The organism is Gottfriedia acidiceleris (assembly GCF_002128425.1).
GTDB lineage: Bacteria > Bacillota > Bacilli > Bacillales > Bacillaceae_G > Gottfriedia > Gottfriedia acidiceleris.
In genome coordinates this window covers 397,002-418,873 of record NZ_NESS01000004.1, presented here as the reverse complement: position 1 = coordinate 418,873, position 21,872 = coordinate 397,002, and the positions used below count along the sequence as shown (strand labels likewise).

General features: G+C 34.2%; 22 protein-coding genes and 4 tRNA genes. 24 read left to right on the top strand and 2 right to left on the bottom strand.

Annotated elements, in window-relative coordinates; translation table 11 throughout:
* Positions 1-74 precede the first annotated feature (74 nt).
* Positions 75-836, top strand: coding sequence for a ParA family protein (locus B6K90_RS10525; protein ID WP_025568951.1), 762 nt, complete (start codon positions 75-77; stop codon positions 834-836).
* Complete coding sequence (locus B6K90_RS10520) at positions 829-1,665, top strand: ParB/RepB/Spo0J family partition protein (RefSeq protein WP_088012672.1); 837 nt, start codon at positions 829-831, stop codon at positions 1,663-1,665. Before B6K90_RS10525 ends, B6K90_RS10520 begins: the two co-directional genes overlap by 8 nt.
* Before the next feature lie 104 nt (positions 1,666-1,769).
* On the opposite strand, the gene yyaC is transcribed toward B6K90_RS10520, so the two are convergent.
* Positions 1,770-2,357, bottom strand: coding sequence for a spore protease YyaC (yyaC, locus tag B6K90_RS10515; protein ID WP_088012671.1), 588 nt, complete (start codon positions 2,355-2,357; stop codon positions 1,770-1,772).
* A gap of 195 nt (positions 2,358-2,552) precedes the next feature.
* On the opposite strand from yyaC, the gene B6K90_RS10510 reads away from it, so the two are divergent.
* From B6K90_RS10510 to rlmH, 22 genes are all read left to right on the top strand, one after another.
* The gene (locus B6K90_RS10510) at positions 2,553-3,449 is read left to right on the top strand and encodes a mechanosensitive ion channel family protein (RefSeq protein ID WP_088012670.1); all 897 of its coding nucleotides are present in this window, start codon (positions 2,553-2,555) and stop codon (positions 3,447-3,449) included.
* A gap of 37 nt (positions 3,450-3,486) precedes the next feature.
* A complete protein-coding gene (locus tag B6K90_RS10505) occupies positions 3,487-3,684 on the top strand; it encodes a DUF951 domain-containing protein (RefSeq protein WP_088012669.1) in 198 nt (65 codons plus the stop codon).
* A 162-nt stretch (positions 3,685-3,846) separates the two neighbouring features.
* Entirely contained in the window at positions 3,847-4,947 is a 1,101-nt protein-coding gene (gene ychF, locus B6K90_RS10500) for a redox-regulated ATPase YchF (protein ID WP_088012668.1), read from the top strand.
* Between the two features lie 129 nt (positions 4,948-5,076).
* Positions 5,077-5,367: a 30S ribosomal protein S6 gene (gene rpsF / locus B6K90_RS10495; protein ID WP_088012667.1), complete on the top strand. Its 291-nt coding sequence runs from the start codon at positions 5,077-5,079 to the stop codon at positions 5,365-5,367.
* Between the two features lie 34 nt (positions 5,368-5,401).
* Entirely contained in the window at positions 5,402-5,887 is a 486-nt protein-coding gene (gene ssb / locus B6K90_RS10490; RefSeq protein WP_088012666.1) for a single-stranded DNA-binding protein, read from the top strand.
* Positions 5,888-5,968: 81 nt separating this feature from the next.
* Positions 5,969-6,202, top strand: coding sequence for a 30S ribosomal protein S18 (rpsR, locus tag B6K90_RS10485; RefSeq protein WP_025568960.1), 234 nt, complete (start codon positions 5,969-5,971; stop codon positions 6,200-6,202).
* Between the two features lie 132 nt (positions 6,203-6,334).
* Positions 6,335-7,261: a YybS family protein gene (locus B6K90_RS10480; RefSeq protein WP_167555340.1), complete on the top strand. Its 927-nt coding sequence runs from the start codon at positions 6,335-6,337 to the stop codon at positions 7,259-7,261.
* 92 nt (positions 7,262-7,353) lie between these two features.
* On the top strand, positions 7,354-9,330 hold the full coding sequence (locus tag B6K90_RS10475) for a DHH family phosphoesterase (protein ID WP_088012664.1): 1,977 nt from the start codon (positions 7,354-7,356) through the stop codon (positions 9,328-9,330).
* Positions 9,327-9,770 carry a 50S ribosomal protein L9 gene (gene rplI / locus B6K90_RS10470; RefSeq protein ID WP_088012663.1) on the top strand — a complete coding sequence of 148 codons (444 nt, stop codon included), beginning with the start codon at positions 9,327-9,329 and terminating at the stop codon, positions 9,768-9,770. The genes B6K90_RS10475 and rplI overlap by 4 nt, the downstream gene beginning before the upstream one ends.
* A 28-nt stretch (positions 9,771-9,798) precedes the next feature.
* Positions 9,799-11,154 carry a replicative DNA helicase gene (dnaB, locus tag B6K90_RS10465; protein WP_088012662.1) on the top strand — a complete coding sequence of 452 codons (1,356 nt, stop codon included), beginning with the start codon at positions 9,799-9,801 and terminating at the stop codon, positions 11,152-11,154.
* Positions 11,155-11,430: 276 nt separating this feature from the next.
* On the top strand, positions 11,431-12,720 hold the full coding sequence (locus B6K90_RS10460) for an adenylosuccinate synthase (RefSeq protein WP_088012661.1): 1,290 nt from the start codon (positions 11,431-11,433) through the stop codon (positions 12,718-12,720).
* A gap of 304 nt (positions 12,721-13,024) precedes the next feature.
* Positions 13,025-13,097 (top strand) — tRNA-Lys (locus B6K90_RS10455).
* Positions 13,098-13,116: 19 nt separating this feature from the next.
* A tRNA-Glu gene (locus B6K90_RS10450) sits at positions 13,117-13,188 on the top strand.
* Positions 13,189-13,211: 23 nt separating this feature from the next.
* Positions 13,212-13,287, top strand: a tRNA-Asp gene (locus B6K90_RS10445).
* Positions 13,288-13,293: 6 nt separating this feature from the next.
* Positions 13,294-13,366, top strand: a tRNA-Phe gene (locus B6K90_RS10440).
* Between the two features lie 350 nt (positions 13,367-13,716).
* Entirely contained in the window at positions 13,717-14,421 is a 705-nt protein-coding gene (gene yycF, locus B6K90_RS10435) for a response regulator YycF (protein WP_088012660.1), read from the top strand.
* The gene (walK, locus tag B6K90_RS10430) at positions 14,421-16,256 is read left to right on the top strand and encodes a cell wall metabolism sensor histidine kinase WalK (RefSeq protein WP_088012659.1); all 1,836 of its coding nucleotides are present in this window, start codon (positions 14,421-14,423) and stop codon (positions 16,254-16,256) included. The genes yycF and walK overlap by 1 nt, the downstream gene beginning before the upstream one ends.
* A complete protein-coding gene (locus tag B6K90_RS10425) occupies positions 16,253-17,608 on the top strand; it encodes a YycH family regulatory protein (RefSeq protein ID WP_088012658.1) in 1,356 nt (451 codons plus the stop codon). Before walK ends, B6K90_RS10425 begins: the two co-directional genes overlap by 4 nt.
* Positions 17,595-18,392: a two-component system regulatory protein YycI gene (locus B6K90_RS10420; RefSeq protein WP_088012657.1), complete on the top strand. Its 798-nt coding sequence runs from the start codon at positions 17,595-17,597 to the stop codon at positions 18,390-18,392. The genes B6K90_RS10425 and B6K90_RS10420 overlap by 14 nt, the downstream gene beginning before the upstream one ends.
* A gap of 2 nt (positions 18,393-18,394) precedes the next feature.
* Positions 18,395-19,189, top strand: coding sequence for an MBL fold metallo-hydrolase (locus B6K90_RS10415; protein WP_088012656.1), 795 nt, complete (start codon positions 18,395-18,397; stop codon positions 19,187-19,189).
* Between the two features lie 205 nt (positions 19,190-19,394).
* A complete protein-coding gene (locus B6K90_RS10410; protein ID WP_088012655.1) occupies positions 19,395-19,586 on the top strand; it encodes a CxxH/CxxC protein in 192 nt (63 codons plus the stop codon).
* 59 nt (positions 19,587-19,645) lie between these two features.
* On the top strand, positions 19,646-20,125 hold the full coding sequence (gene rlmH / locus B6K90_RS10405; RefSeq protein ID WP_088012654.1) for a 23S rRNA (pseudouridine(1915)-N(3))-methyltransferase RlmH: 480 nt from the start codon (positions 19,646-19,648) through the stop codon (positions 20,123-20,125).
* Between the two features lie 118 nt (positions 20,126-20,243).
* On the opposite strand, the gene B6K90_RS10400 is transcribed toward rlmH, so the two are convergent.
* Positions 20,244-21,731: a DNA/RNA non-specific endonuclease gene (locus tag B6K90_RS10400; RefSeq protein WP_088012653.1), complete on the bottom strand. Its 1,488-nt coding sequence runs from the start codon at positions 21,729-21,731 to the stop codon at positions 20,244-20,246.
* Positions 21,732-21,872 lie beyond the last annotated feature (141 nt).

The following is a 21,872-nucleotide window of genomic DNA, read 5'->3' as shown; positions in this document are numbered from 1 at the left end:
AGACACAATGATGAATCTATTCATGGTAAAATAGAGAATAAGAATTGTTTGTTGTGGAAGGAGTAGATTACATAGTGGTTAAAGTGATCTCTATAGCTAATCAAAAAGGTGGTGTTGGTAAGACTACAACATCGGTTAATTTAAGTGCTTGTTTAGCTCACTTAGGAAAAAAAGTATTACTAGTCGATATAGATCCTCAAGGTAATGCAACTAGTGGTATTGGAATTGAAAAAGCTGATGTAAATCAGTGTGTTTACAATGTATTAGTTGATGATGTTGAGGCGAAAAATGTCATTTTAAACACTGCTATTCCAAATTTTGATATTATTCCAGCAACAATTCAACTTGCTGGAGCAGAAATTGAATTAGTACCTACTATTTCTAGAGAAGTACGATTGAAACGTGCTTTAGATACAGTAAAAGGTAACTATGATTATATTTTAATAGATTGTCCTCCATCACTAGGGTTATTAACTTTAAACTCACTAACTGCTTCTGATTCAATTATTATTCCAGTTCAGTGTGAGTATTACGCACTTGAAGGTTTAAGTCAGCTATTAAGTACTGTACGGTTAGTACAAAAACATTTAAATAAAAATTTAGCAATTGAAGGCGTATTATTAACAATGCTAGATGCTCGTACAAATTTAGGGCTTCAAGTTATAGAAGAAGTAAAAAAGTATTTTCAAGATCGCGTCTATAAATCAATTATTCCAAGAAATGTACGCTTAAGTGAAGCACCAAGTCATGGTAAACCGATCATTACATATGATCCAAAGTCAAGAGGTGCAGAAGTATACCTCGATCTAGCAAAGGAAGTGATTGATAATGGCTAAAGGTTTGGGTAAAGGTATTGGAGCATTTTTTCAAGATATTAATCAGCAAGAAGAGTTAGTACAGGAAATTGATCTAAAAGAACTTAGACCTAATCCATACCAACCTCGCAAAGTATTTGATGAGACTGCAATGTTAGAATTAACTCAATCAGTGATTGAACATGGAATTCTTCAACCAATCATTGCTAGAAAAAGCATAAAAGGTTTCCAAATCGTTGCTGGAGAAAGACGATATCGCGCTGCAAAAAACGCTGGTTTAAATACAGTTCCAGTTATTGTTAGAGACCTTACTGAAGAACAAATGATGGAATTAGCTGTTCTAGAAAATTTACAGCGAGATGATTTAAATCCTCTTGAAGAAGCTGAAGCATATCAAACTTTAATTGAACAATTACACTTAACGCAAGAACAACTTGCAAAGAAACTTGGAAAAAGTCGTCCACATATTGCTAACTATTTAAGAATTTTGACGTTACCTAATTCTGTTCAAAAAATGGTTGAAGAAGGTACTCTCTCAATGGGACACGGAAGAGCACTTTTAGGGCTAAAACGAAAAGGGTTAATTGAAGGTACCGCATTGAAAGTAATTGAAAAAAATCTAAGTGTTCGTGAGGTTGAAACGTTAGTCAATGATCTAAATGAAAATGTTTCACGTGAAACACAAAAGAAAAATCCAACTAAAAACATATTTTTTAGTGAGTACGAGGATCTTTTACAAGAAAAATTCGGAACATCAGTTAAAATTAAATCGGCTAAAGATAAAGGGAAAATAGAAATCCAATTCTTTAATAAAGAGGATTTGGAAAGAATTCTTTCAATTATAAAATGAGTTACTCATAGGGAATATTAAATGTGTTGGCTTCCAATGCAGTTAATACTCCCTTTTTGTTTTTATCTGACCTTTTTGTAATTGAAAGTTAGGAAACTATTATGTTAAAAATCTAATTGGCAGGTAAATTTTCTTTCAGTTTCTTTAATAGAATTCGCAATAAACTTAGCCATTTTCATTACAAGGCTTAACCTAGTATTCTGTAATACGTAGAATTCCATAAATCCACTAACATTTACAACGCCTGTTAAGTTGATTTCACCTACTAAAGGTAATTCTTTTTTCATTGCAGCGCCAGGTTTTAATGGACCATTGGATAGGCGCACGCTTCCGATACTTTTTACTCGACCTAAACATGCATCTACAGCAATAATAAAAGGGTTGTTATACTTACCTTTAATTATTTCAAGTTGTTCTGAAAGATTTAACGCATGAATCGGCTCATCAAGAGTACCATAATAATGGAATCTACTTAAGTTTAATTCTCCTAACATGGTTCCAACTAAAGGACCTAAAGAGTCTCCCGTGGAACGGTCAGTTCCAATACATACAAAAACAATTTCTTTAGTGCGTACACTTGGAAGCGACTTACATAAACGATCTGCAAATCTGTTAATAGCGTTTTCGTCATCTAGAAATACAGAATAATCATCCTTGAATAGGTTACGCAAAGGATTTGCTGAAAATTGCATAATATCGCCTACTTTTCATTTAAGAGAGTAGTATTAGTTTATGCAAAATTTAAACAATTTATACTTTCAGCAACCGATCTTCATTATTAAATTAAACTATTATTACATTTGTTCATATTTTGTAGTTTTAAGATAACAATTCAGTTAGTATTACGTTTGAAGTCATTTGAAAATAGATAGGGGGAAAAAGACAAAATGAATGATACATCAGATAAATTAGAACATGCTGAGAGTGTAATAAAAAAGAGCATGCTAACGCCAGAACAATGGGACAAAATTTTTAGTTCATCAATAAAAATAGCTCTAATTATTATTGTTTCAGTATTGGCTGTAAAACTCGGAAGAAAGCTAATCCGTAACCTCTTAAAGGTTAATGCGAGAGGACCATTACAAGTATCAGAAAGAAGATCAGTAACACTTATCAAACTGATGGAAAATGTACTTGCATATGTAATATTTTTTATTGCTGCTTTGACGATACTTCCGATATTTGGTGTGGAAATAAAAGGACTTTTAGTTGGAGCTGGAATAGGTGGTGTAGCAATTGGTTTTGGTGCACAAAGCTTAGTAAAAGATATCATTTCTGGATTTTTTATTTTGTTTGAAGATCAATTTTCAGTTGGTGACTACATTAGAGTTCAAACTTTCGAAGGAACAGTATTATCAATCGGTTTAAAAACAACTAAAATTAGAAGCAGTACTGGTGAACTTCATATTATCCAAAATGGAATGATTACTGAAGTAACCAATTTTTCATTACATAATGCTGTGGCAATGGTAGATGTTAGTATTTCATATGAGGGCGATATTGAACATGCGCAAAATGTAATCGAAGAGCACTTAGAAACAATGCCAGCTAGATATGAAGAAATGGTAAAACCTCCAGAGTTTCTTGGAATACAAAACTTAGGTCCATCTGAAGTAACATTGCGAATCGCTTCAGAAGTTAAACCAATGACACATTTTAAAATTTCTAGAGCAATTCGAAAAGAAATTAAGGAAGTACTTGAAAGAAATAACATAGAAATTCCATATCCAAAGATGGTATTATATAAACAACCAGAAACTAAAAATGAAAATGCGAATGTATAGTTTGTATGCTACTATTTTAAGGAAGTGAAGTTTTCGCGTGGAAGAAAAAAATTTTAACCTAAATGATATAGTAGAAATGAAAAAACCTCATCCTTGTGGTGTGAACAGATGGAAAATTATTCGAATGGGTATGGATATTCGATTAAAATGTGAGGGATGTGAGCATAGCGTATTAATACCTCGCAGAGAGTTCACACGAAAATTAAAAAAGGTTTTAGTTCGATCTGAAGAGTAGGGAGATTTTAAAACAATGGGTATCTAGTAGAGCAATCTCAAAGAGCGCTCGTATTAGATACCTTTCGTATGTTTAGAAATAATATTCAGATTTTCTTGTTATTTTTTTTTGAAATCAATATAATTGTGAAAGATTAACTAAGTTCGTATAGGAGTGGAAAATATGCCATTAACAGCAGGGATCGTAGGATTACCAAACGTAGGAAAGTCGACATTATTTAATGCAATTACACAAGCGGGGGCTGAATCAGCAAACTATCCGTTTTGTACAATTGATCCAAACGTAGGTGTGGTAGAAGTACCGGATTACCGTTTAGAAAAATTAACTGAATTAGTTCAACCTAAAAAAACTGTTCCAACAACTTTTGAATTTACTGATATCGCAGGGATCGTTAAAGGCGCAAGTAAAGGTGAAGGATTAGGAAATAAGTTTTTATCTCATATTCGTGAAGTGGACGCAATTTGCCAAGTAGTACGTTGCTTTGCTGATGATAATATTACTCACGTATCTGGAAAAGTAGATCCAATTGCAGATATTGAAACAATTAATTTAGAGCTAATTCTTGCCGACTTAGAATCAGTTGAAAAACGTATTGATCGTGTAGCTAAATTAGCGAAGCAAAAAGATAAAGATGCATCTTATGAACATGAAATTTTAGTGAAATTAAGAGAAGCATTTGAAAACGACAAGCCAGCTCGTTCAGTAGAGTTTACGGAAGAGCAAATGAAAGTAGTAAAAGGATTACACTTATTAACGACAAAACCAATGCTTTATATCACAAATGTTGGTGAAGATGACATCGCAGATTCTTCAACTAATGAATACGTTGAAAAAGTAAGAGAGTTTGCAGCTGAAGAAGGTTCTCAAGTTATTGTAATCAGTGCAAAAATTGAGGAAGAAATTGCTGAGTTAGATGATGAAGAAAAACGTACATTCCTTCAAGAACTAGGAATTGAAGAATCAGGTTTAGATCAATTAATTCGTGCAGCTTATTCTTTATTAGGATTGGCAACTTATTTTACAGCAGGTGTACAAGAAGTAAGAGCTTGGACATTTAAAAAAGGTATGAAAGCTCCACAATGCGCTGGTGTAATTCATAGTGATTTCGAACGCGGCTTTATCCGTGCAGAAACAGTTTCTTTTGAAGATTTAGTAACTAATGGTAACATGACTGCAGCAAAAGAAGCAGGTAAAGTACGTCTTGAAGGTAAAGAGTATATCGTACAAGATGGAGATGTAATGCATTTCCGATTTAATGTTTAATAAAATAGCAATACAATTATTGGTTTGCTATCTTAAAAAAACTATGCTATAATTTTAACTCGTGAGTGATTAATTAAATTGCTCCTTGCCCTTAATTGGGCCGTTAGACCAAAAGGAGGTGACATTGTGATGAATAAATACGAAATCATGTACATCGTTCGTCCAAACATGGAAGACGAAGCACAAAAAGCATTAGTTGAGCGTTTCAACAGCGTTTTAACTGAACAAGGTGCTGAAATCACAAACGTTAAAGAGTGGGGTAAACGTCGTTTAGCTTATGAAATTAACGATTTCCGTGATGGACACTACATGCTTGTAAATGTTTCTGCTAAGCCAGAAGCTGTACAAGAATTCGATCGTTTAGCGAAAATCAGCGAAGATATCATCCGCCACATCGTTATCCGTGAAGAAGAAAAATAATATTTTTTAAATGCTTTAGGGAGGTAGGAATCAGATGATTAATCGTGTTGTACTTGTAGGTCGCTTAACAAAGGATCCGGACTTACGTTATACACCAAGTGGGGTTGCCGTAGCAACATTTACTCTAGCGGTGAATCGTACCTACTCAAATCAGCAAGGTGAAAGAGAAGCGGATTTTATTAACTGCGTTATCTGGAGAAAGCCTGCTGAAAACGTAGCAAACTTCTTGAAAAAAGGAAGCTTAGCTGGCGTTGAGGGTCGTATTCAAACTAGAAGTTTTGATGGTCAAGATGGTAAGAGAGTATATGTAACTGAAGTTGTAGCCGACTCTGTTCAATTCTTAGAACCAAGAAATGCATCAGGTAACCAAGGTGGTTCATTCGGTATGAATCAACAAAATCAAGGTTTTAACGCTGGAAATCCTTTCGAAGCACCATCCGAGAAGCCTAGCTTTAACGATGATCCGTTTGGTGGGACAAGCAAAACGATTGATATTACTGATGACGATCTTCCTTTCTAATAATAAAAACCAATGTAATGTTGAACGGTTAGCATTACTAAAAAACTAATTTTTAAGTAGAGGAGGGAAATAACAATGGCAATGGGTGGACGCAAAGGTGGACGTGCTAAACGTCGTAAAGTTTGTTACTTTACTTCAAACGGCATCACTACAATCGACTTCAAAGATACTGAGTTATTAAAACGTTTCGTTTCTGAGCGTGGTAAAATTTTACCTCGTCGTGTAACTGGTACTTCTGCAAAATACCAACGTAAATTAACGATCGCAATCAAACGTGCTCGTCAAATGGCTTTATTACCATACGTGGCTGAATAAGCTGAATAATAAAAAGTACAGCATTCTCGTGCTGTACTTTTTTTGTATTTATGAAAAAATAAGTTTTATGGTAAAATAAGAAATAGTATGCTTATCGCGAAATAAGTAGGGGTAGTTGAAAGGAGCTTTATTTTGAAATCGACTCGCTTTATTACCGAGGGTGCAGTACTTTTAGCTATTTACTCAGTACTACTGTTAATATTTAGATTTGTACCGTTTCTCTCAATTATTATGGCATTCCTTATGCCGTTGCCGTTTATTATTTTTAGTATTAAATACTCAATTAAGGAATCACTTCTACTTTGTTGCGTGGCGCTGGGATTAACAATTGTGATTACCTCATTTAATTTACTTCCAGTTTCTTTAATGTACTCAACAGTTGGTATAGCATTTGGATATCTACTGAAAAATGAGCGAAGTAAAAGCGAGATTTTACTTACTAGTACTTTTTTATATTTAATACATACTGTACTAATGTACATAATATTCAAAGCTGTTTTTCATATTGATTTCGTTAAAGAGAATATAGACTTAGCAACGGAAGCAATAGAAAAAAGTAAGGAAATTAGTGCCAGTCTTGGTTCAAACACTAATGAAAAGGCTCTAGATAGCCTTACAGATGCTATTAAATTAATCCCTACATTAATCCCTTCATTACTGTTAATGGTTAGTTTTATACTTGCTTTTTTAACACAACTAGTAACTTTTCCATTAATAAGAAGATTAGGTTATAAAACACCTAAATTTAAGCCGTTTAGAGAGTTTAGACTCCCAGTTGGATTCATGTGGTTCTTTTTAATTGTAATGATTTTTTCGTTCTTCAATTTAAAACAAAGTAGTTTCCTCAGTACAGCAGTGATTAACTTAACATATGTACTTCAAATATTACTGCTAGTCCAAGGTTATGCATCAATCTTTTATTTTAGTTATTTAAAACAGTTTTCTAAAGCGGTACCAATAATTATATTGATCGCAAGTTTTATCATTCAACCATTAATTTATATTGTTTTACTAATTGGAATTGTCTCAATTGGAATATTTAATAGAAGAAAAATTTAAACTTAAAAACATATTAGTTACTAATTAGTTGTGTAAAAATGAATAAACTTTAATATGTGAGTTAGATTTTATTTGGTTTAGGGGTTGAACTTATGCAAGATTTTCATAAGAAACAGATGTTTCTTATACCCGTCTATCTTTTAACGGCTCTTTCAGTATTTCTGATTGGAACTGTAGTCTATATTCAACCTAAAATAGGGATAATTTTTATAGTTATCTTTTTATGCGTTATTTTTCTAGTTGTAAAGTTAGAAATTAAGTATCGCTACGTTTTAGATATGTATATAGAATCAGTTATGTCGAGAGTGAAAAATTTAAGTAACGAAGCAATTACTGAAATGCCAATTGGAGTATTACTTTATGATAGAGAGTACCATATTGAATGGGGCAATCAATATATTTTAAATATTTTAGACGATCGTTCATTAATTGGTAAACACATTTATGATCTATCTGAAGGATTAATGGCTTTAATTTCAAAAAAAGAGAAAAAAGAAGATGTATTAAATATAAATAAAAGAACATATCGCGTAGTTATTAAAAGAGAAGAGCGATACATTTATTTATTTGACGTGACAGAACAGGCACAATTAGAGAAGTTATATGAAGATCAAAGAACTGTTATCGGAATTATTTTACTAGATAATTACGATGAAATGACACAGGGATTAGATGATCAGGAGCGCTCTAGTGTAAATGGCGCAGTAACAACTATGTTAAATAGTTGGGCTAATAATCATGGTATCTTCTTAAAACGTGTTTCATCAGATCGATACAGTGTAGTTTTAAATGAAGGAATTCTGGCTTTATTAGAAAATAATAAATTCTCCATTTTAGACCAAGTAAGGGAAGAAACGACAAAACGCAATTTACCTCTTACTCTAAGCGTTGGTGTCGGAGTAGGAAGTTTAAATTTAACCGAACTTGGTCAACTAGCTCAATCTGGTTTAGATTTAGCACTAGGGCGTGGAGGAGATCAAGTAACTGTTAAAAACATTAACGGTAAAGTAAAGTTTTTTGGTGGAAAAACAAACCCTGTAGAAAAAAGGACGAGGGTTAGAGCAAGGGTAATCTCACATGCTTTAAGAGATTTAATGAAGAGTAGCACTAATGTTATGATAATGGGTCATAAGTTACCTGATATGGATGCTCTTGGTTCAGCAGTTGGTATCTTAAAGATGGTAATGCATAATGAAGTTGATGGCTATGTAGTAATAAATAAAGATGAAGTAGATAAAAGTGTTAATCGGTTGATGAAGGAAATGTCTAAAAATGAACAATTCTTATCTTGTTTTATTTCACCTGAAAAAGCAAAAGAACTTATTTCTGAAGACACATTAATAATCGTAGTAGATACTCATAGGCCAACAATGGTTGAAGAAGAATCACTTTTAGATGAGACAGATAAAATTGTTGTTATAGATCATCATCGAAGAGGAGAGGACTTCATTAAGGATGCAATTCTTGTTTATATGGAGCCGTACGCTTCCTCTACTGCAGAATTAGTAACAGAGTTATTGGAGTACCAACCTAAAAAGATAAAATTAAGCATGCTTGAGGCAACAGCCTTACTAGCTGGTATTATTGTTGATACAAAGAGTTTTACGTTTCGAACAGGGGCTAGAACTTTTGACGCAGCGTCATACTTACGTTCGAATGGTGCGGACACGATCCTCGTTCAAAATTTATTAAAACAAGATATGAATGAATATATTCGCAAAGCAGAATTAATAGAGGAAGCCTATATGTACAAAGAGGGCTTTGCGATTAGCTTTGGAAAAGACAATGTAAACTATGATCAAGTTTTAATCGCGAAGGCTGCAGATACATTATTAACGATGACTGATGTCATTGCATCTTTTGTTATTGCAAAAAGGTCAGATAATGTTGTAAGCATCAGCAGTCGTTCATTAGGAAATATAAATGTTCAATTAATAATGGAAGAGCTTGGCGGTGGCGGTCACTTAACAAATGCTGCTGCACAAATTGAATCTTCTTCAATTAGAGAAGTAGAACAACATTTATTGAGAATAATCGATGAATATATTGAAGGGAGAACAAACAAATGAAAGTAATTTTCTTAAAAGATGTAAAAGGAAAAGGTAAAAAAGGAGAAACTAAAAATATCGCAGATGGCTATGCAAACTTCCTAATCAAAAATGGAGATGCAATTGAAGCTACTGCAGGTAATATGAAAACACTTGAAGCGAAAAAAAATAAAGAATTAAAAGATGCACAAATCGAATTAGAAAATTGTAAAAAGCTAAAAGAAACAATTGAAACGCTAACAGTAGAATTAAAAGCTAAATCAGGTGAGGGCGGTCGTCTTTTTGGGTCAATCACAAGCAAGCAAATTGCTGACGAGCTTCAAAAAGTACATGGTATTAAACTAGATAAACGTAAATTCGAAATGAATGATGCGATTAGAGCACTAGGTGTAACAAATATTAAAGTGAAATTGCATCCTGAAGTAAGTGCAACTTTAAAAGTACACGTTAAGGAACAATAAGAAAAAACAAGCATCTGGAGGACTAGAAATGAGTGATTTGCTAAATGATCGTACTCCACCACAGAATATAGAAGCTGAACAGGCTGTATTAGGTGCCATACTGTTAGACTCAGAGGCGCTAATATCAACTTCAGAACGGCTTTTACCAGATGACTTTTATCGAGCTGCCCATCAAAAAATATTTGAAGCAATGCTTAAGATTGCTTCAAGGAATGAGCCTCTAGATGTTATCACGCTAACTTCTGAATTAGCTAATCAAGGAGTGTTAGAAGAAGTTGGAGGAGTATCATACTTAAATGACTTGCTGGCTTCAGTACCAACGGCATCTAACGTTGAATACTATGCAAAGAGTGTTGAAGAAAAATCTACTTTAAGAAGACTGATCAGAACCGCTACTAATATTGTAACGGAAAGCTATGCACCAGATATTCCAGTAGATGTTGTACTAAACGAGGCTGAAAAAAGTATTTTAAAAGTAGCTCAGCGCACAAACGTTTCTGGTTTTCAAAGTATTAAAGATGTAGTATTTACTACATTTAGTAAAATTGAGACATTATTTAATCAACGTGGCGAAATCACAGGTGTACCGACAGGCTTTACTGATTTAGATCGAATGACAGCTGGATTTCAGCCAAATGACTTAATTATAGTAGCTGCTCGTCCTTCAGTAGGTAAAACAGCTTTTGCATTGAATATCGCGCAAAATGTAGCTACTAAAACAGATGAAAACGTAGCAATCTTTAGTCTCGAGATGGGTGCAGATCAGCTTGTTATGCGTATGTTGTGTGCGGAAGGAAATATTAACGCACAGGCATTGCGTACAGGTAATCTTGAACAAGAGGACTGGAATAAGCTTACGATGGCTGCTAGTAGTTTAGCTGGTACAGGTATATACATCGATGATACACCTGGTATTAGAGTTAATGATATACGTGCTAAGTGTAGAAGACTGAAGCAAGAGCATGGCTTAGGAATGATTCTAATTGATTATCTTCAGCTTATTCAAGGTAACGGTAAAAGTGGAGAAAATCGGCAACAAGAAGTATCTGAAATTTCACGTTCTCTCAAAGGACTGGCGAGGGAATTAAAAGTACCTCTAATTGCTTTATCTCAGCTATCACGTAGCGTAGAGTCCCGACAAGATAAACGTCCAATGATGTCTGATATTCGTGAATCAGGAAGTATTGAGCAAGATGCGGATATTGTAGCGTTCTTATACCGAGACGATTACTACGATAAAGAATCAGAGAATAAAAATATTATTGAAATCATTATTGCTAAACAAAGGAATGGTCCAGTAGGTACTGTTTCATTAGCATTCGTAAAAGAATATAATAAGTTCGTAAACTTAGAACGAAGGTTTGATGAAGCACCAGGTGCCTAAAAATAGTTTGTCATCAGAAGGTCGAAAATACATTCAATCAGTCTGATCTTTACTACTTGAAATGTCATTTAAAAAATAATCACATAGTGAATCTATGTGATTATTTTTTTTTGTTAGGGCAAACTATTTTTATCAAATTCTTTAGTTTGTATTTACGAACAAATAAAACTTAGAACAGAAATAATCAAAGAGATTTATTGACAAATCCCGTAAGTTTGATATACTAGTTTTGGTTTTAGTTCGGAAATAGCGTATTTTAATCGGAGGTGCAGTACATTGTCATCAGTAGTAGTAGTTGGTTCTCAATGGGGAGACGAAGGAAAAGGAAAAATTACTGACTTTTTATCACAACAGGCAGAAGTAGTTGCTAGATATCAAGGCGGTAACAATGCAGGTCATACAATCGTATTTAATGGTGAAAAGTACAAACTTCATTTAATTCCATCAGGTATTTTCTTCTCAGATAAAATCTGTGTTATTGGAAATGGTATGGTTGTAGATCCTAAAGCTTTGGTTCAAGAGCTAGCATACTTACATGATAAAGGTGTTACAACTGACAACTTACGTATTAGTAACCGTGCTCATGTTATCTTACCTTATCATTTAAAACAAGATGAGCTAGAAGAAGAGCGTAAAGGTGATAATAAGATTGGTACTACTAAAAAGGGTATTGGACCAGCTTATATGGACAAAGCTGCACGTGTGGGGATCCGTATGGCAGACCTTTTAGATAAAGAAGAGTTTTACGAAAAATTAAAACGTAATCTTGAAGAGAAAAATAATTTATTTGAAAAAATGTATGATTCAAATTCATTAAATATCGAAGAGATTTTTGAAGAATATTACGAGTTCGGACAACAAATTAAAAAATATGTGTGTGATACTTCTGTTGTATTAAATGATGCAATTGATGGTGGAAAGCGCGTATTATTTGAAGGTGCACAAGGTGTAATGTTAGATATCGACCAAGGTACATACCCATTCGTTACTTCTTCTAACCCAGTAGCGGGTGGAGTAACAATTGGTTCTGGTGTTGGTCCAACAAAAATTAATCACGTTGTCGGTGTATGTAAAGCTTACACTACTCGTGTTGGTGAAGGTGCATTCCCGACTGAGCTTTTCGACGAAATCGGAAATACAATTCGTGAAGTAGGTCGCGAATACGGTACAACTACTGGGAGACCAAGACGTGTTGGTTGGTTTGATAGTGTAGTAGTTCGCCATGCTCGTCGCGTTAGCGGTATTACTGATTTATCACTTAACTCAATTGACGTATTAACAGGCCTAGAAACTGTAAAAATTTGTGTTGCTTATAAATTCCGTGGAGAAACAATTACTGAGTTCCCTGCTAGCTTAAAACAACTTGCAGAATGTGAGCCAGTTTATGAAGAGCTTCCAGGTTGGACAGAAGATATTACAGGAGTAAAAACTCTTGATGAACTACCAGTTAATGCAAGACATTATGTAGAACGTGTGTCTCAATTAGTAGGTATTCCATTATCTGTATTCTCTGTAGGTCCGGATCGTAACCAAACAAATATCGTACGTAACGTTTACGGAGCTTAATATAATAAAAAGCCCTTAAATAAAAATTTAGGGGCTTTTATTATTTTTTTTAAAAAAACAGTTGCAAATTTATTAGAAAGTGTGATAAGATAAATCTTGTCGTCATAACTAGTACATAGTTTATGAACTTAATCATTTTATGAGCCATTAGCTCAGTAGGTAGAGCACGACTGAATAAGCTTCGAAGCAATTACTTCAGCGTACTTGTCGAGCCGCTACTTGAATTACTACCCTGAGACAAGGACGTCATTAGAGTAGGGCTAATAAAATATTCAAACTGTTTAAGTAATATATTTTTAATTGTGAGCCATTAGCTCAGTAGGTAGAGCATCTGACTTTTAATCAGAGGGTCGAAGGTTCGAATCCTTCATGGCTCATCTTTTCTTAAATTAATGTGGCCCGTTGGTCAAGCGGTTAAGACACCGCCCTTTCACGGCGGTAACACGGGTTCGAGTCCCGTACGGGTCATCCTTTTTTATTAAACATATCTTGGTCCCGTGGTGTAGCGGTTAACATGCCTGCCTGTCACGCAGGAGATCGCCGGTTCGATCCCGGTCGGGACCGCCATATAATGGCTCGGTAGCTCAGTCGGTAGAGCAGAGGACTGAAAATCCTCGTGTCGGCGGTTCGATTCCGTCCCGAGCCATCATAGAAACTACTGTATATACAGTAGTTTTTTATTTTATATCAACCTTATAGAAATAGATTTCTAGTTTAAATAAAACAGTTCGATTTTACAAAAAAACCTACTTAATTTAAAATAGAAGTAAGTGGAATAGACCTCTAGCAACAAGCTAGAGGTTTTTTTCAAAAAATCTAGTGTTTGTATATAAAAAGAACAACACGTAAGATGTAGTCGTATTATATTTGGAGAGATAGTCCACAAAACGAAATTACTATGAAAAGTTTATTTGTTGCCTAATTTAATATTAAATTGCAAAAGATATGTATAGAAATTGATGGTAGCAAAAACTGACTAGAAAAGGAGTGCGGGGAATGAATAAAAAAATATTAATAGTCGATGACGAAAAACCAATTGCTGATATATTGAAGTTTAATTTAGAAAAAGAAGGTTTTGAAATTGTTTGCGCGTATGATGGAGAGGAAGCATTACAAAAAGTAGATGAGTTTCTTCCTGATCTAGTTTTATTAGATATCATGTTACCAATTAGAGATGGTTTAGAAGTTTGTAGAGAGATTAGAAAGAATCATGAAATGCCGATCATTATGATTACAGCAAAAGATTCTGAACTAGATAAAGTATTAGGTTTAGAAATGGGAGCAGATGACTACGTAACAAAGCCATTTAGTACACGCGAGTTACTTGCCAGAGTAAAGGCAAATTTACGAAGACACCAAACAGGAACTACATCTGAAAAAGAGGAGTCAGTTGAAGTTATTATTGGTTCACTTGTTATCAATCCAAATGCTTATATCGTAACGAAACGTGGCGAGAAAATAGAATTAACTCACCGCGAATTTGAATTACTATATTACTTAGCGAAGCATATTGGACAAGTTATGACGAGAGAACATTTACTTCAAACTGTTTGGGGTTATGATTATTTTGGAGATGTACGAACTGTCGATGTAACAATTCGAAGACTTCGTGAAAAAATTGAGGACAATCCAAGTTATCCACTTTTCATTGTAACAAGAAGAGGAGTAGGATATTACCTGCGTGATCCGGAGCAAGATTAATGGCAGCTTATAATAAAGTTGGTTTATTTAAATCAATTGTATTTAAATTTGTACTTGTTTATATTTTGCTCATATTGGTAGCTATGCAAATTATTAGCGTTTATTTTTCGCGAGAGCTTGAAAAGCAACTCGTAAACAGTTTTACAGTTGCGATAAACGAACGTGCTAAGCTACTAGCTTATAATATAAAAATTGAGTATGAAAAAAAGAAAACGCTGGATGATCCAGAAGTAAAAGATAATATCCAAAAAATTGTTTCTGACTTTGGAAACAATATTGGCATATCAGACGTAAGAGTTATTAACCAAAATAGTGAAGTCATTGCTACTTCGGATGCTAGTAATCGCTCTATTGTAGGTAAAAGGACAACGAATATTTTAGTTAAGAGAGCACTTTTAGTAGGTACTAGAACTGAAAAAGTGTTAATTGATCCTAAAAATGGTCATCGAATGAAAACGATTGTAACCCCAGTAATGGAAGGTGACGAAATTGTTTCGGCCATTTACACGAGTGCATCAATGGAAAGCACGTATGAAAGAATGGAACTAATTAACCGTATTTTTTCAACTGGTACACTTATAGCAGTCGCGATTACATCGATTCTAGGAATATTATTGGCTAAAGCAATAACGAAGCCAATCTCTGAAATAAGAAGACAGGCCCAAGAAATGGCGAAAGGAAATTTCTCTCGCAAATTAAAGGCTTATAGTGAAGATGAGATTGGTGAATTAACGGTATCATTTAATAATCTATCACGTAATTTACAGCAAGCTAGAGCTTCAACGGATGGAGAAAGAAGAAAGCTTCAATCAGTACTAGAGCATATGTCTGATGGGGTTATTGCAACTGACCGCAGAGGGAAGATTATTCTCTTAAACGATCCAGCTGAAACGATGCTAAATGTTTCACGTGAAACAGTATTAAATAAATCTATCTTAGAGGTATTAGGAATCGAAAAGATTAATACTCTAGATGATTTATACGATGAGCCAGATTCAATTATGTTAGATTATAGTGATAATAAGAGACCAATGATTATACGAGCTAGCTTTTCAACTATTCAAAAAGAGTCTGGTAAAGTTAATGGTCTAATCGCTGTACTCTATGATGTAACTGAACAAGAAAAAATAGAGCAAGAACGTAGAGAGTTTGTTGCAAATGTTTCGCATGAATTAAGAACGCCGTTAACAACAATGAGAAGTTATTTAGAGGCATTGTCAGATGGAGCTTGGGAGAATAAAGAAATTGCACCTAAGTTTTTACAAGTAACTCAAGACGAAACAGAACGAATGATTAGGCTAGTAAATGACCTATTACAATTATCTAAGTTAGATAGCACAGAATATCGGTTAATGAAAGATTGGGTTAACTTTACAGAATTGTTTAATCGCATAATTGATCGACACGAAATGAGTAAGTCTCAAAAAGTATCGTTCAAACGTGAGTTTATGAGTAAAACAAGATTTGTATTTATAGATGAAGATAAAATTACACAAGTGTTAGATAATATTATTTCAAATGCATTAAAGTATTCACCAGAGGGTGGGACTGTAACTTATCGTATTAAAGAATCTAGAGATCAAATATTAGTTAGTATTACTGACGAAGGTATGGGAATTCCAAAAGAAAATCTATCAAAGATATTTGATCGTTTCTATCGAGTAGATAAGGCTAGATCTAGACAAGTTGGAGGCACTGGACTAGGGCTTGCTTTGGCAAAAGAAATGATTTACGCGCACGATGGTCATATATGGGCTAAAAGTGAAGAAGGAAAGGGTACAACAGTCTATTTCACACTTCCAGTGGCTGATGACCAAGAGGATGAGTGGGAATGAGAAGAGAACATATAAAATCAGTTATATTAACTACTCTTGTTATAGTAAGCTTAGTTCTTTCATATAGCGTATGGTCATATCAACCAACATACGATGTACTTCAAAATCAAGATTATGTAAAAAAAGTTTCTATTGGTGCAAAAAAAGACTTTAAGGACATAGTAATTCCGAATTTATTAGTTGTTCATGAATCAAATAAAAATTATGTAACAACTAAACAAAGTAATATATCACCAATATATAGGTCATTACAGAAATCTAAAATCACAAATTTCGAAAATCTGACAAATAAAACATCTGAAGTTGGCTACCAATCAATAACAAAAGGAAAAAATAAATTAGAAATTATTTTTCCAACTGTAGTGCCAGTGGAGACATTAAGTAGAGTGTTTAATTTAGATGCCAAACGATTACAAAATGTTTTATTTGACCGAATGATTATCAATTTATCTACTAAACAGGATTCTACAGCAAGGATCTATTTTTCAAATGAGGCACAAAAAGTTCTCTATGGAGCAACTTTTGATAACTCATCAATCATTGAATCAGTTGAAAAGATAAGAGACAACTACCAAAACTTTACTGAAAGTTTAAGATATAAGTTAGAATCAGGTAAGATAATTTATTTACCTAAAAAACCAATCAAATTAACATCAATGGAGTACCTTACTACGGATATAGATGTTGATAAATTAAAAGATGCTATATTTAGTGATCCTTCAAATGTTCGAAAAGAAAGTACTGATTCAGGAGATACGTTCACAGACGGTACTAGATTAATGTCAGTTTCGCCATTAAATCGTTCGATTTCATTTGTTAACCCGACAACACCTGAAAATAATAATAACCAAAGTCCTAATTTATTAGTCCAAAGAAGCGTTGATTTTATTAATGCTCATGGTGGCTGGACTGATGGGTATATTTTGTCTGGAGTTAAACCTGAAAATAATGAAGTTTCATTTAGACTTTTTGTAAATAATTTACCTGTGTATAATAATTCAACAATTACGACGAGCTGGGGAGTAGACGATATAGAAACCTTTAAACGTCCATTGTATAAATTTACTAGAATCCAGGTGGACAAGAAGGAAAGTGAAATGGAATTAATGGCTGGTTCTCAAATTATGGAGATCATATCTAATAATAAGTCTATTAACAAATCCCTTATTAAGGATATTAGCTTAGGGTACGAGACGATATTTGATGAAGATAATTCAACAATCAATCAACCGTACTATAACAGAGCAATTCAGTTAAAACCTGTTTGGATCATAAATTACGATGATTCATATAAGAAGATTGATCAAGATTTGCTAAGTAGAACTGGGGTGAATATTGTTGGATTGGAGTAGAATCAAAACAATATTTATTTTAACTTTCTTAGTATTAGATTTATTTTTAGCGATTCAATATTATCAAAAGCGAAGTAGCGATCAGTTTGATACGATGGCGGAATCGAGTATTGAGGAGCAATTAAAGGAAAATGATATCACATATGTGACATTACCTAAAAATTCTTTAAAGGAATCTTATATATCGGGTAATAGTAAGGATTTCTCGAAGAAAACTATTGCTGATAGAAAAGGGCAGAATATACAAATATACAAAGATATATTACAAAGTCAATTGAAAAAACCAGTTCCAATTGCGGAGACAAATAAAATACTCTTCTTAGAAAACTTTGTGAAGGAGTATGTTTGGAATGGTAGTAACTATCGTTATTGTCAAATAGATGAAACGTCAAAAACGATATACTTCTGTCAAACCTATAAAGATCGCCTAATTTATAATATCGAAAGCTCAGTAGTTGAAATAAAGTATAACGATAATAATGAGATTTACGGGTATCGTCAAAGATATTTAGAGAACTTAAAGGAAATGATTGATAAAAAGAATGTGCAAGAGGCTTTACCGGCAATTAAAGCAATTGAAAATTTGTTTGTTAAAGATGAATTAAAACCGAGTGATCGAATTACAAAAGTTGATTTTGGCTATTATACAGTAATCCCGTTATCGAATGGAGTTAAATTCATTGCACCAGCGTGGCATATAGTCGTCAATGAACAGCAGGATTACTTTGTAAATGCAATAGAAGGACAAATAATTAAGATTGATAAAGAACAATGGAGTGAATAGCGATGAGTCTGCATTTTAGTGTACTTGCAAGTGGAAGTACCGGAAATGCGTTATACGTTGGGACGGAGAAAACTAAGCTTTTAGTTGATACAGGGTTGAGCGGTAAAGCAATGGAGTCTTTATTTAAAGAAATCAACAGGGATATAAAAGAAGTTTCCGGCATTTTAGTCACGCATGAGCATAGTGATCATATTAAAGGACTTGGAGTTCTTGCCAGAAGATATCAAATCCCTATTTACGCGAATGAAAAAACATGGAAAGCAATGAACCATTTAATTGGAGAAATTCCAACAGAGCAAAAGTTCATTTTTAACATGGAAACGACGATTCAATTTGGGGATATAGAAGTTGAATCATTTGGTGTATCACATGACGCTGCTGAACCAATGTTTTACGTATTTCATCATAACGAGAAAAAATTTGTTACAATTACGGATACAGGCTATGTAAGTGACCGAATGAAGGGAATTATTTCAAATGCGGATATGTACATTTTTGAAAGTAACCATGATGTCGAAATGCTACGCATGGGTAGATATCCATGGAGTATTAAACGCCGTATATTAAGTGACGTCGGTCACGTATCAAATGAGGATGCTGCACTTGCAATGGCAGATGTAATTGGAGATAAAACAAAACGTATTTATCTTGCTCATTTAAGCCAAGATAATAATATGAAAGAGCTTGCCAGAATGTCTGTGACACAAACATTAGAGGGAAAAGGATTTGAAGTTGGAATGCAATTTGAAATTCATGATACGGACCCTCAAAAACCAACAGATATAGTGTATGTATAAAACAAAACGCATACTTTAGGGGAGAGTTTACTTTCTCCTCTTTTTTTTTACGTTAAAAAAGTATAAATTGGCAGCAAGGAATTTTACTCGACGTAGTAGCCAATTTTAGGAATTAAGTATAAGTGCAACTACGCCTCTGAACGTGCCTTTAAGGCTCGTCAATCTACGAGTTTTCTTTATGTGATAAAAAAGGAGCTGTGTATAAGTGAAAAAAACAATTTTAAGCTGTGATGAGCATGTAGAATGGGCTCTTGATGATTTTGTGGATAAGTATAGTGAAACACCTCTGTTGAATAAAGTCGAAAAAACGCATAATATATCCACAACCTGTGAATATTGTCAAAAGGATGCCATATATATTGTATCGAACATAGATTCCCCCACTAAATGTGGATAGAAATTGTGGGTATGTGGATAACTTTTGTGGATAACTTGTTTGTAAAGTGAGGATATAGTGTGAATATCTCAATTATTAGTGTTGGAAAGTTAAAAGAGAAGTATTTAAAGATGGGGATAGATGAATACATAAAACGATTATCCAGTTATGCAAAAATGGATATTGTCGAAGTAGCAGATGAAAAGGCACCAGAGAATTTAAGTGATGCAGACATGCTAATCGTAAAGGAAAAAGAAGGCGAAAGAATTTTAAGTAAAATAGCAGAAGATGCTTATGTAATTGCATTAGCTATTAAAGGGAAGGAACATACTTCAGAATCACTGGCCAAAAAAATAGATCAGCTTGCTACATATGGAAACAGTAAAGTAGCATTTGTGATTGGTGGTTCATTAGGTCTAAGTGATGCTGTTATGAAAAGAGCGGATGATACATTATCCTTTTCAAAAATGACTTTTCCACATCAATTAATGAAATTGGTTTTAGTTGAGCAAATATATCGCTCATTTAGAATTAATAGGAATGAACCTTATCATAAATAAAAATAGTATTTTCTAAAATAGAAAAGGGAATGTGCTACCAAAAGTTTTTTGGATCACATTCCTTTTTCAATATATTTAATCTATTTTTCATCAATAAGTGAAGAAATTATTTTCTGACTTAATTTGTAGGACCATTGTCAACGCTAGCTTCGATGGTACTTTGAATGTTAGCAGGCACCGAGGATAGAAAGTCATAACCAGTCAAAGACTCAATTGAATCTACACTTACTCTGTAGTAGCTCCACGGATGGCTTGAAGTTGTTTGATCATTTGGTAGCATTACAGCTATTACTCTAGTAGAAGCTGTAATTTGACTTAGGTCATTACTTCCATTAGGAATTACAACAATCACTTTCCATGTTTTCGCTGGTACGACAACGCCATTCCCAACAGTAGTCTTAAATCCATTAGACCCAGTACCTCCAGATCCATAGCCTCCAGATATTACATATAATTCATTTCCAGCTGATACAAGTGAACGACTATACTCTTCTAAATTTGCCCAAGTAATCTCGTTGTTATTTGGAGCTTGAGGAATCATATTGCTCATTAGAAAAGTTGCTGAATTGTTAGTAACAGTGGATGTACGGTCAGCTGATGGGCACATGTGACCTCGATCAAATCCACTTCCTGAAAATTCACTAGCAGTCACTTGATACCACCCTGAAGGCAATGATGTATCGGCACGGAAGTCATCCTGGCGAGATGCACTTCCAAGGTCAGATGAACCTACATGCCAGCTAACCCAGTTAGGCTCGTGTTTGCTATTATTGTAGGATAGATCATACTGAGGTTTGACCATCAAATAATTATTAGAATTGGCTATATTACTCGTAGCACCACTAGGATTCCCCAATCCGATATGATCATTATCAGTGCCCGTTTGTGTTTGTGCCTCCGGTTCAGCTGTAGAAGACGAATTTTGAGGAGCTAGACTACTTGTAATTACAAAGTCATTAGCATTATTATTCGTGTCCCAACCGTTTCCTTGACCTTGAACAGTTCCACCATTATTGTCTTTGCGTTCTATACTTGTCGTTGCAGAAAGAGTACCTACAGGACTAGTTTCTGAATCGTTTACAGAGCCGAAACCAACAAAATCTACCACATTTGAATTCGTGGATCCTGGTACCGCTGTGGTAACTTTTGCTAGTGCAACTTTTCCGCTGCTTGCACTTAAGTTTATTGTACCTGTAACATCAGCAGTTGGTAGATCAACAGTTCCTCCACCACCACTTGCTTGTTTAATTAAATAGTACTGATGTGGACCAATGCTGCCCGTTAAATTTGTAATGTTGCTGAATGTACCTGTTGAAGAAGCATATTGGACGGACCATCCAGACAAGCTAACACTAGAATCAGTAGGGTTATAAAGTTCAATATAATCATTTTTGTAGGAAGAACCGCTATTACCTCCGCCACCATAAACCTCGCTAATAACAACATGAGTTCCCGCAGCAGCCTGTACAGGTTTCGTAAATAAATTACCTAATGCACTACTAAAAAGAACTAAGCTTGAACAAACGAGGAAGGATGTCTTCCTTTTTAAATTTTTCTTAATTTTTTTTGATAAGATTGTATTTTGTACCGTTCGACTTTCTAACATTGAATGAAAACCTCCTACTAAGTTTTGGTAGAGTAGTTGAAACAACCCCAAAATAAGAAGCCCGTGAAGGGTTGGAGTTAAAAAATAAGATAGTAGGGTGTCCTAAAGATGGAGTTCTCGTTGAGGTTTTCTTGTGGTACC

Coding starts and splice junctions, on each gene's coding strand:
- B6K90_RS10520 (WP_088012672.1), top strand. CDS start 829: ATGGCTAAAGGTTTGGGTAAAGGTATTGGAGCATTTTTTCAAGATATT.
- yyaC (WP_088012671.1), bottom strand. CDS start 2,357: ATGCAATTTTCAGCAAATCCTTTGCGTAACCTATTCAAGGATGATTAT.
- B6K90_RS10510 (WP_088012670.1), top strand. CDS start 2,553: ATGAATGATACATCAGATAAATTAGAACATGCTGAGAGTGTAATAAAA.
- ychF (WP_088012668.1), top strand. CDS start 3,847: ATGCCATTAACAGCAGGGATCGTAGGATTACCAAACGTAGGAAAGTCG.
- rpsF (WP_088012667.1), top strand. CDS start 5,077: ATGAATAAATACGAAATCATGTACATCGTTCGTCCAAACATGGAAGAC.
- ssb (WP_088012666.1), top strand. CDS start 5,402: ATGATTAATCGTGTTGTACTTGTAGGTCGCTTAACAAAGGATCCGGAC.
- rpsR (WP_025568960.1), top strand. CDS start 5,969: ATGGGTGGACGCAAAGGTGGACGTGCTAAACGTCGTAAAGTTTGTTAC.
- B6K90_RS10475 (WP_088012664.1), top strand. CDS start 7,354: ATGCAAGATTTTCATAAGAAACAGATGTTTCTTATACCCGTCTATCTT.
- rplI (WP_088012663.1), top strand. CDS start 9,327: ATGAAAGTAATTTTCTTAAAAGATGTAAAAGGAAAAGGTAAAAAAGGA.
- dnaB (WP_088012662.1), top strand. CDS start 9,799: ATGAGTGATTTGCTAAATGATCGTACTCCACCACAGAATATAGAAGCT.
- yycF (WP_088012660.1), top strand. CDS start 13,717: ATGAATAAAAAAATATTAATAGTCGATGACGAAAAACCAATTGCTGAT.
- walK (WP_088012659.1), top strand. CDS start 14,421: ATGGCAGCTTATAATAAAGTTGGTTTATTTAAATCAATTGTATTTAAA.
- B6K90_RS10425 (WP_088012658.1), top strand. CDS start 16,253: ATGAGAAGAGAACATATAAAATCAGTTATATTAACTACTCTTGTTATA.
- B6K90_RS10415 (WP_088012656.1), top strand. CDS start 18,395: ATGAGTCTGCATTTTAGTGTACTTGCAAGTGGAAGTACCGGAAATGCG.
- B6K90_RS10400 (WP_088012653.1), bottom strand. CDS start 21,731: ATGTTAGAAAGTCGAACGGTACAAAATACAATCTTATCAAAAAAAATT.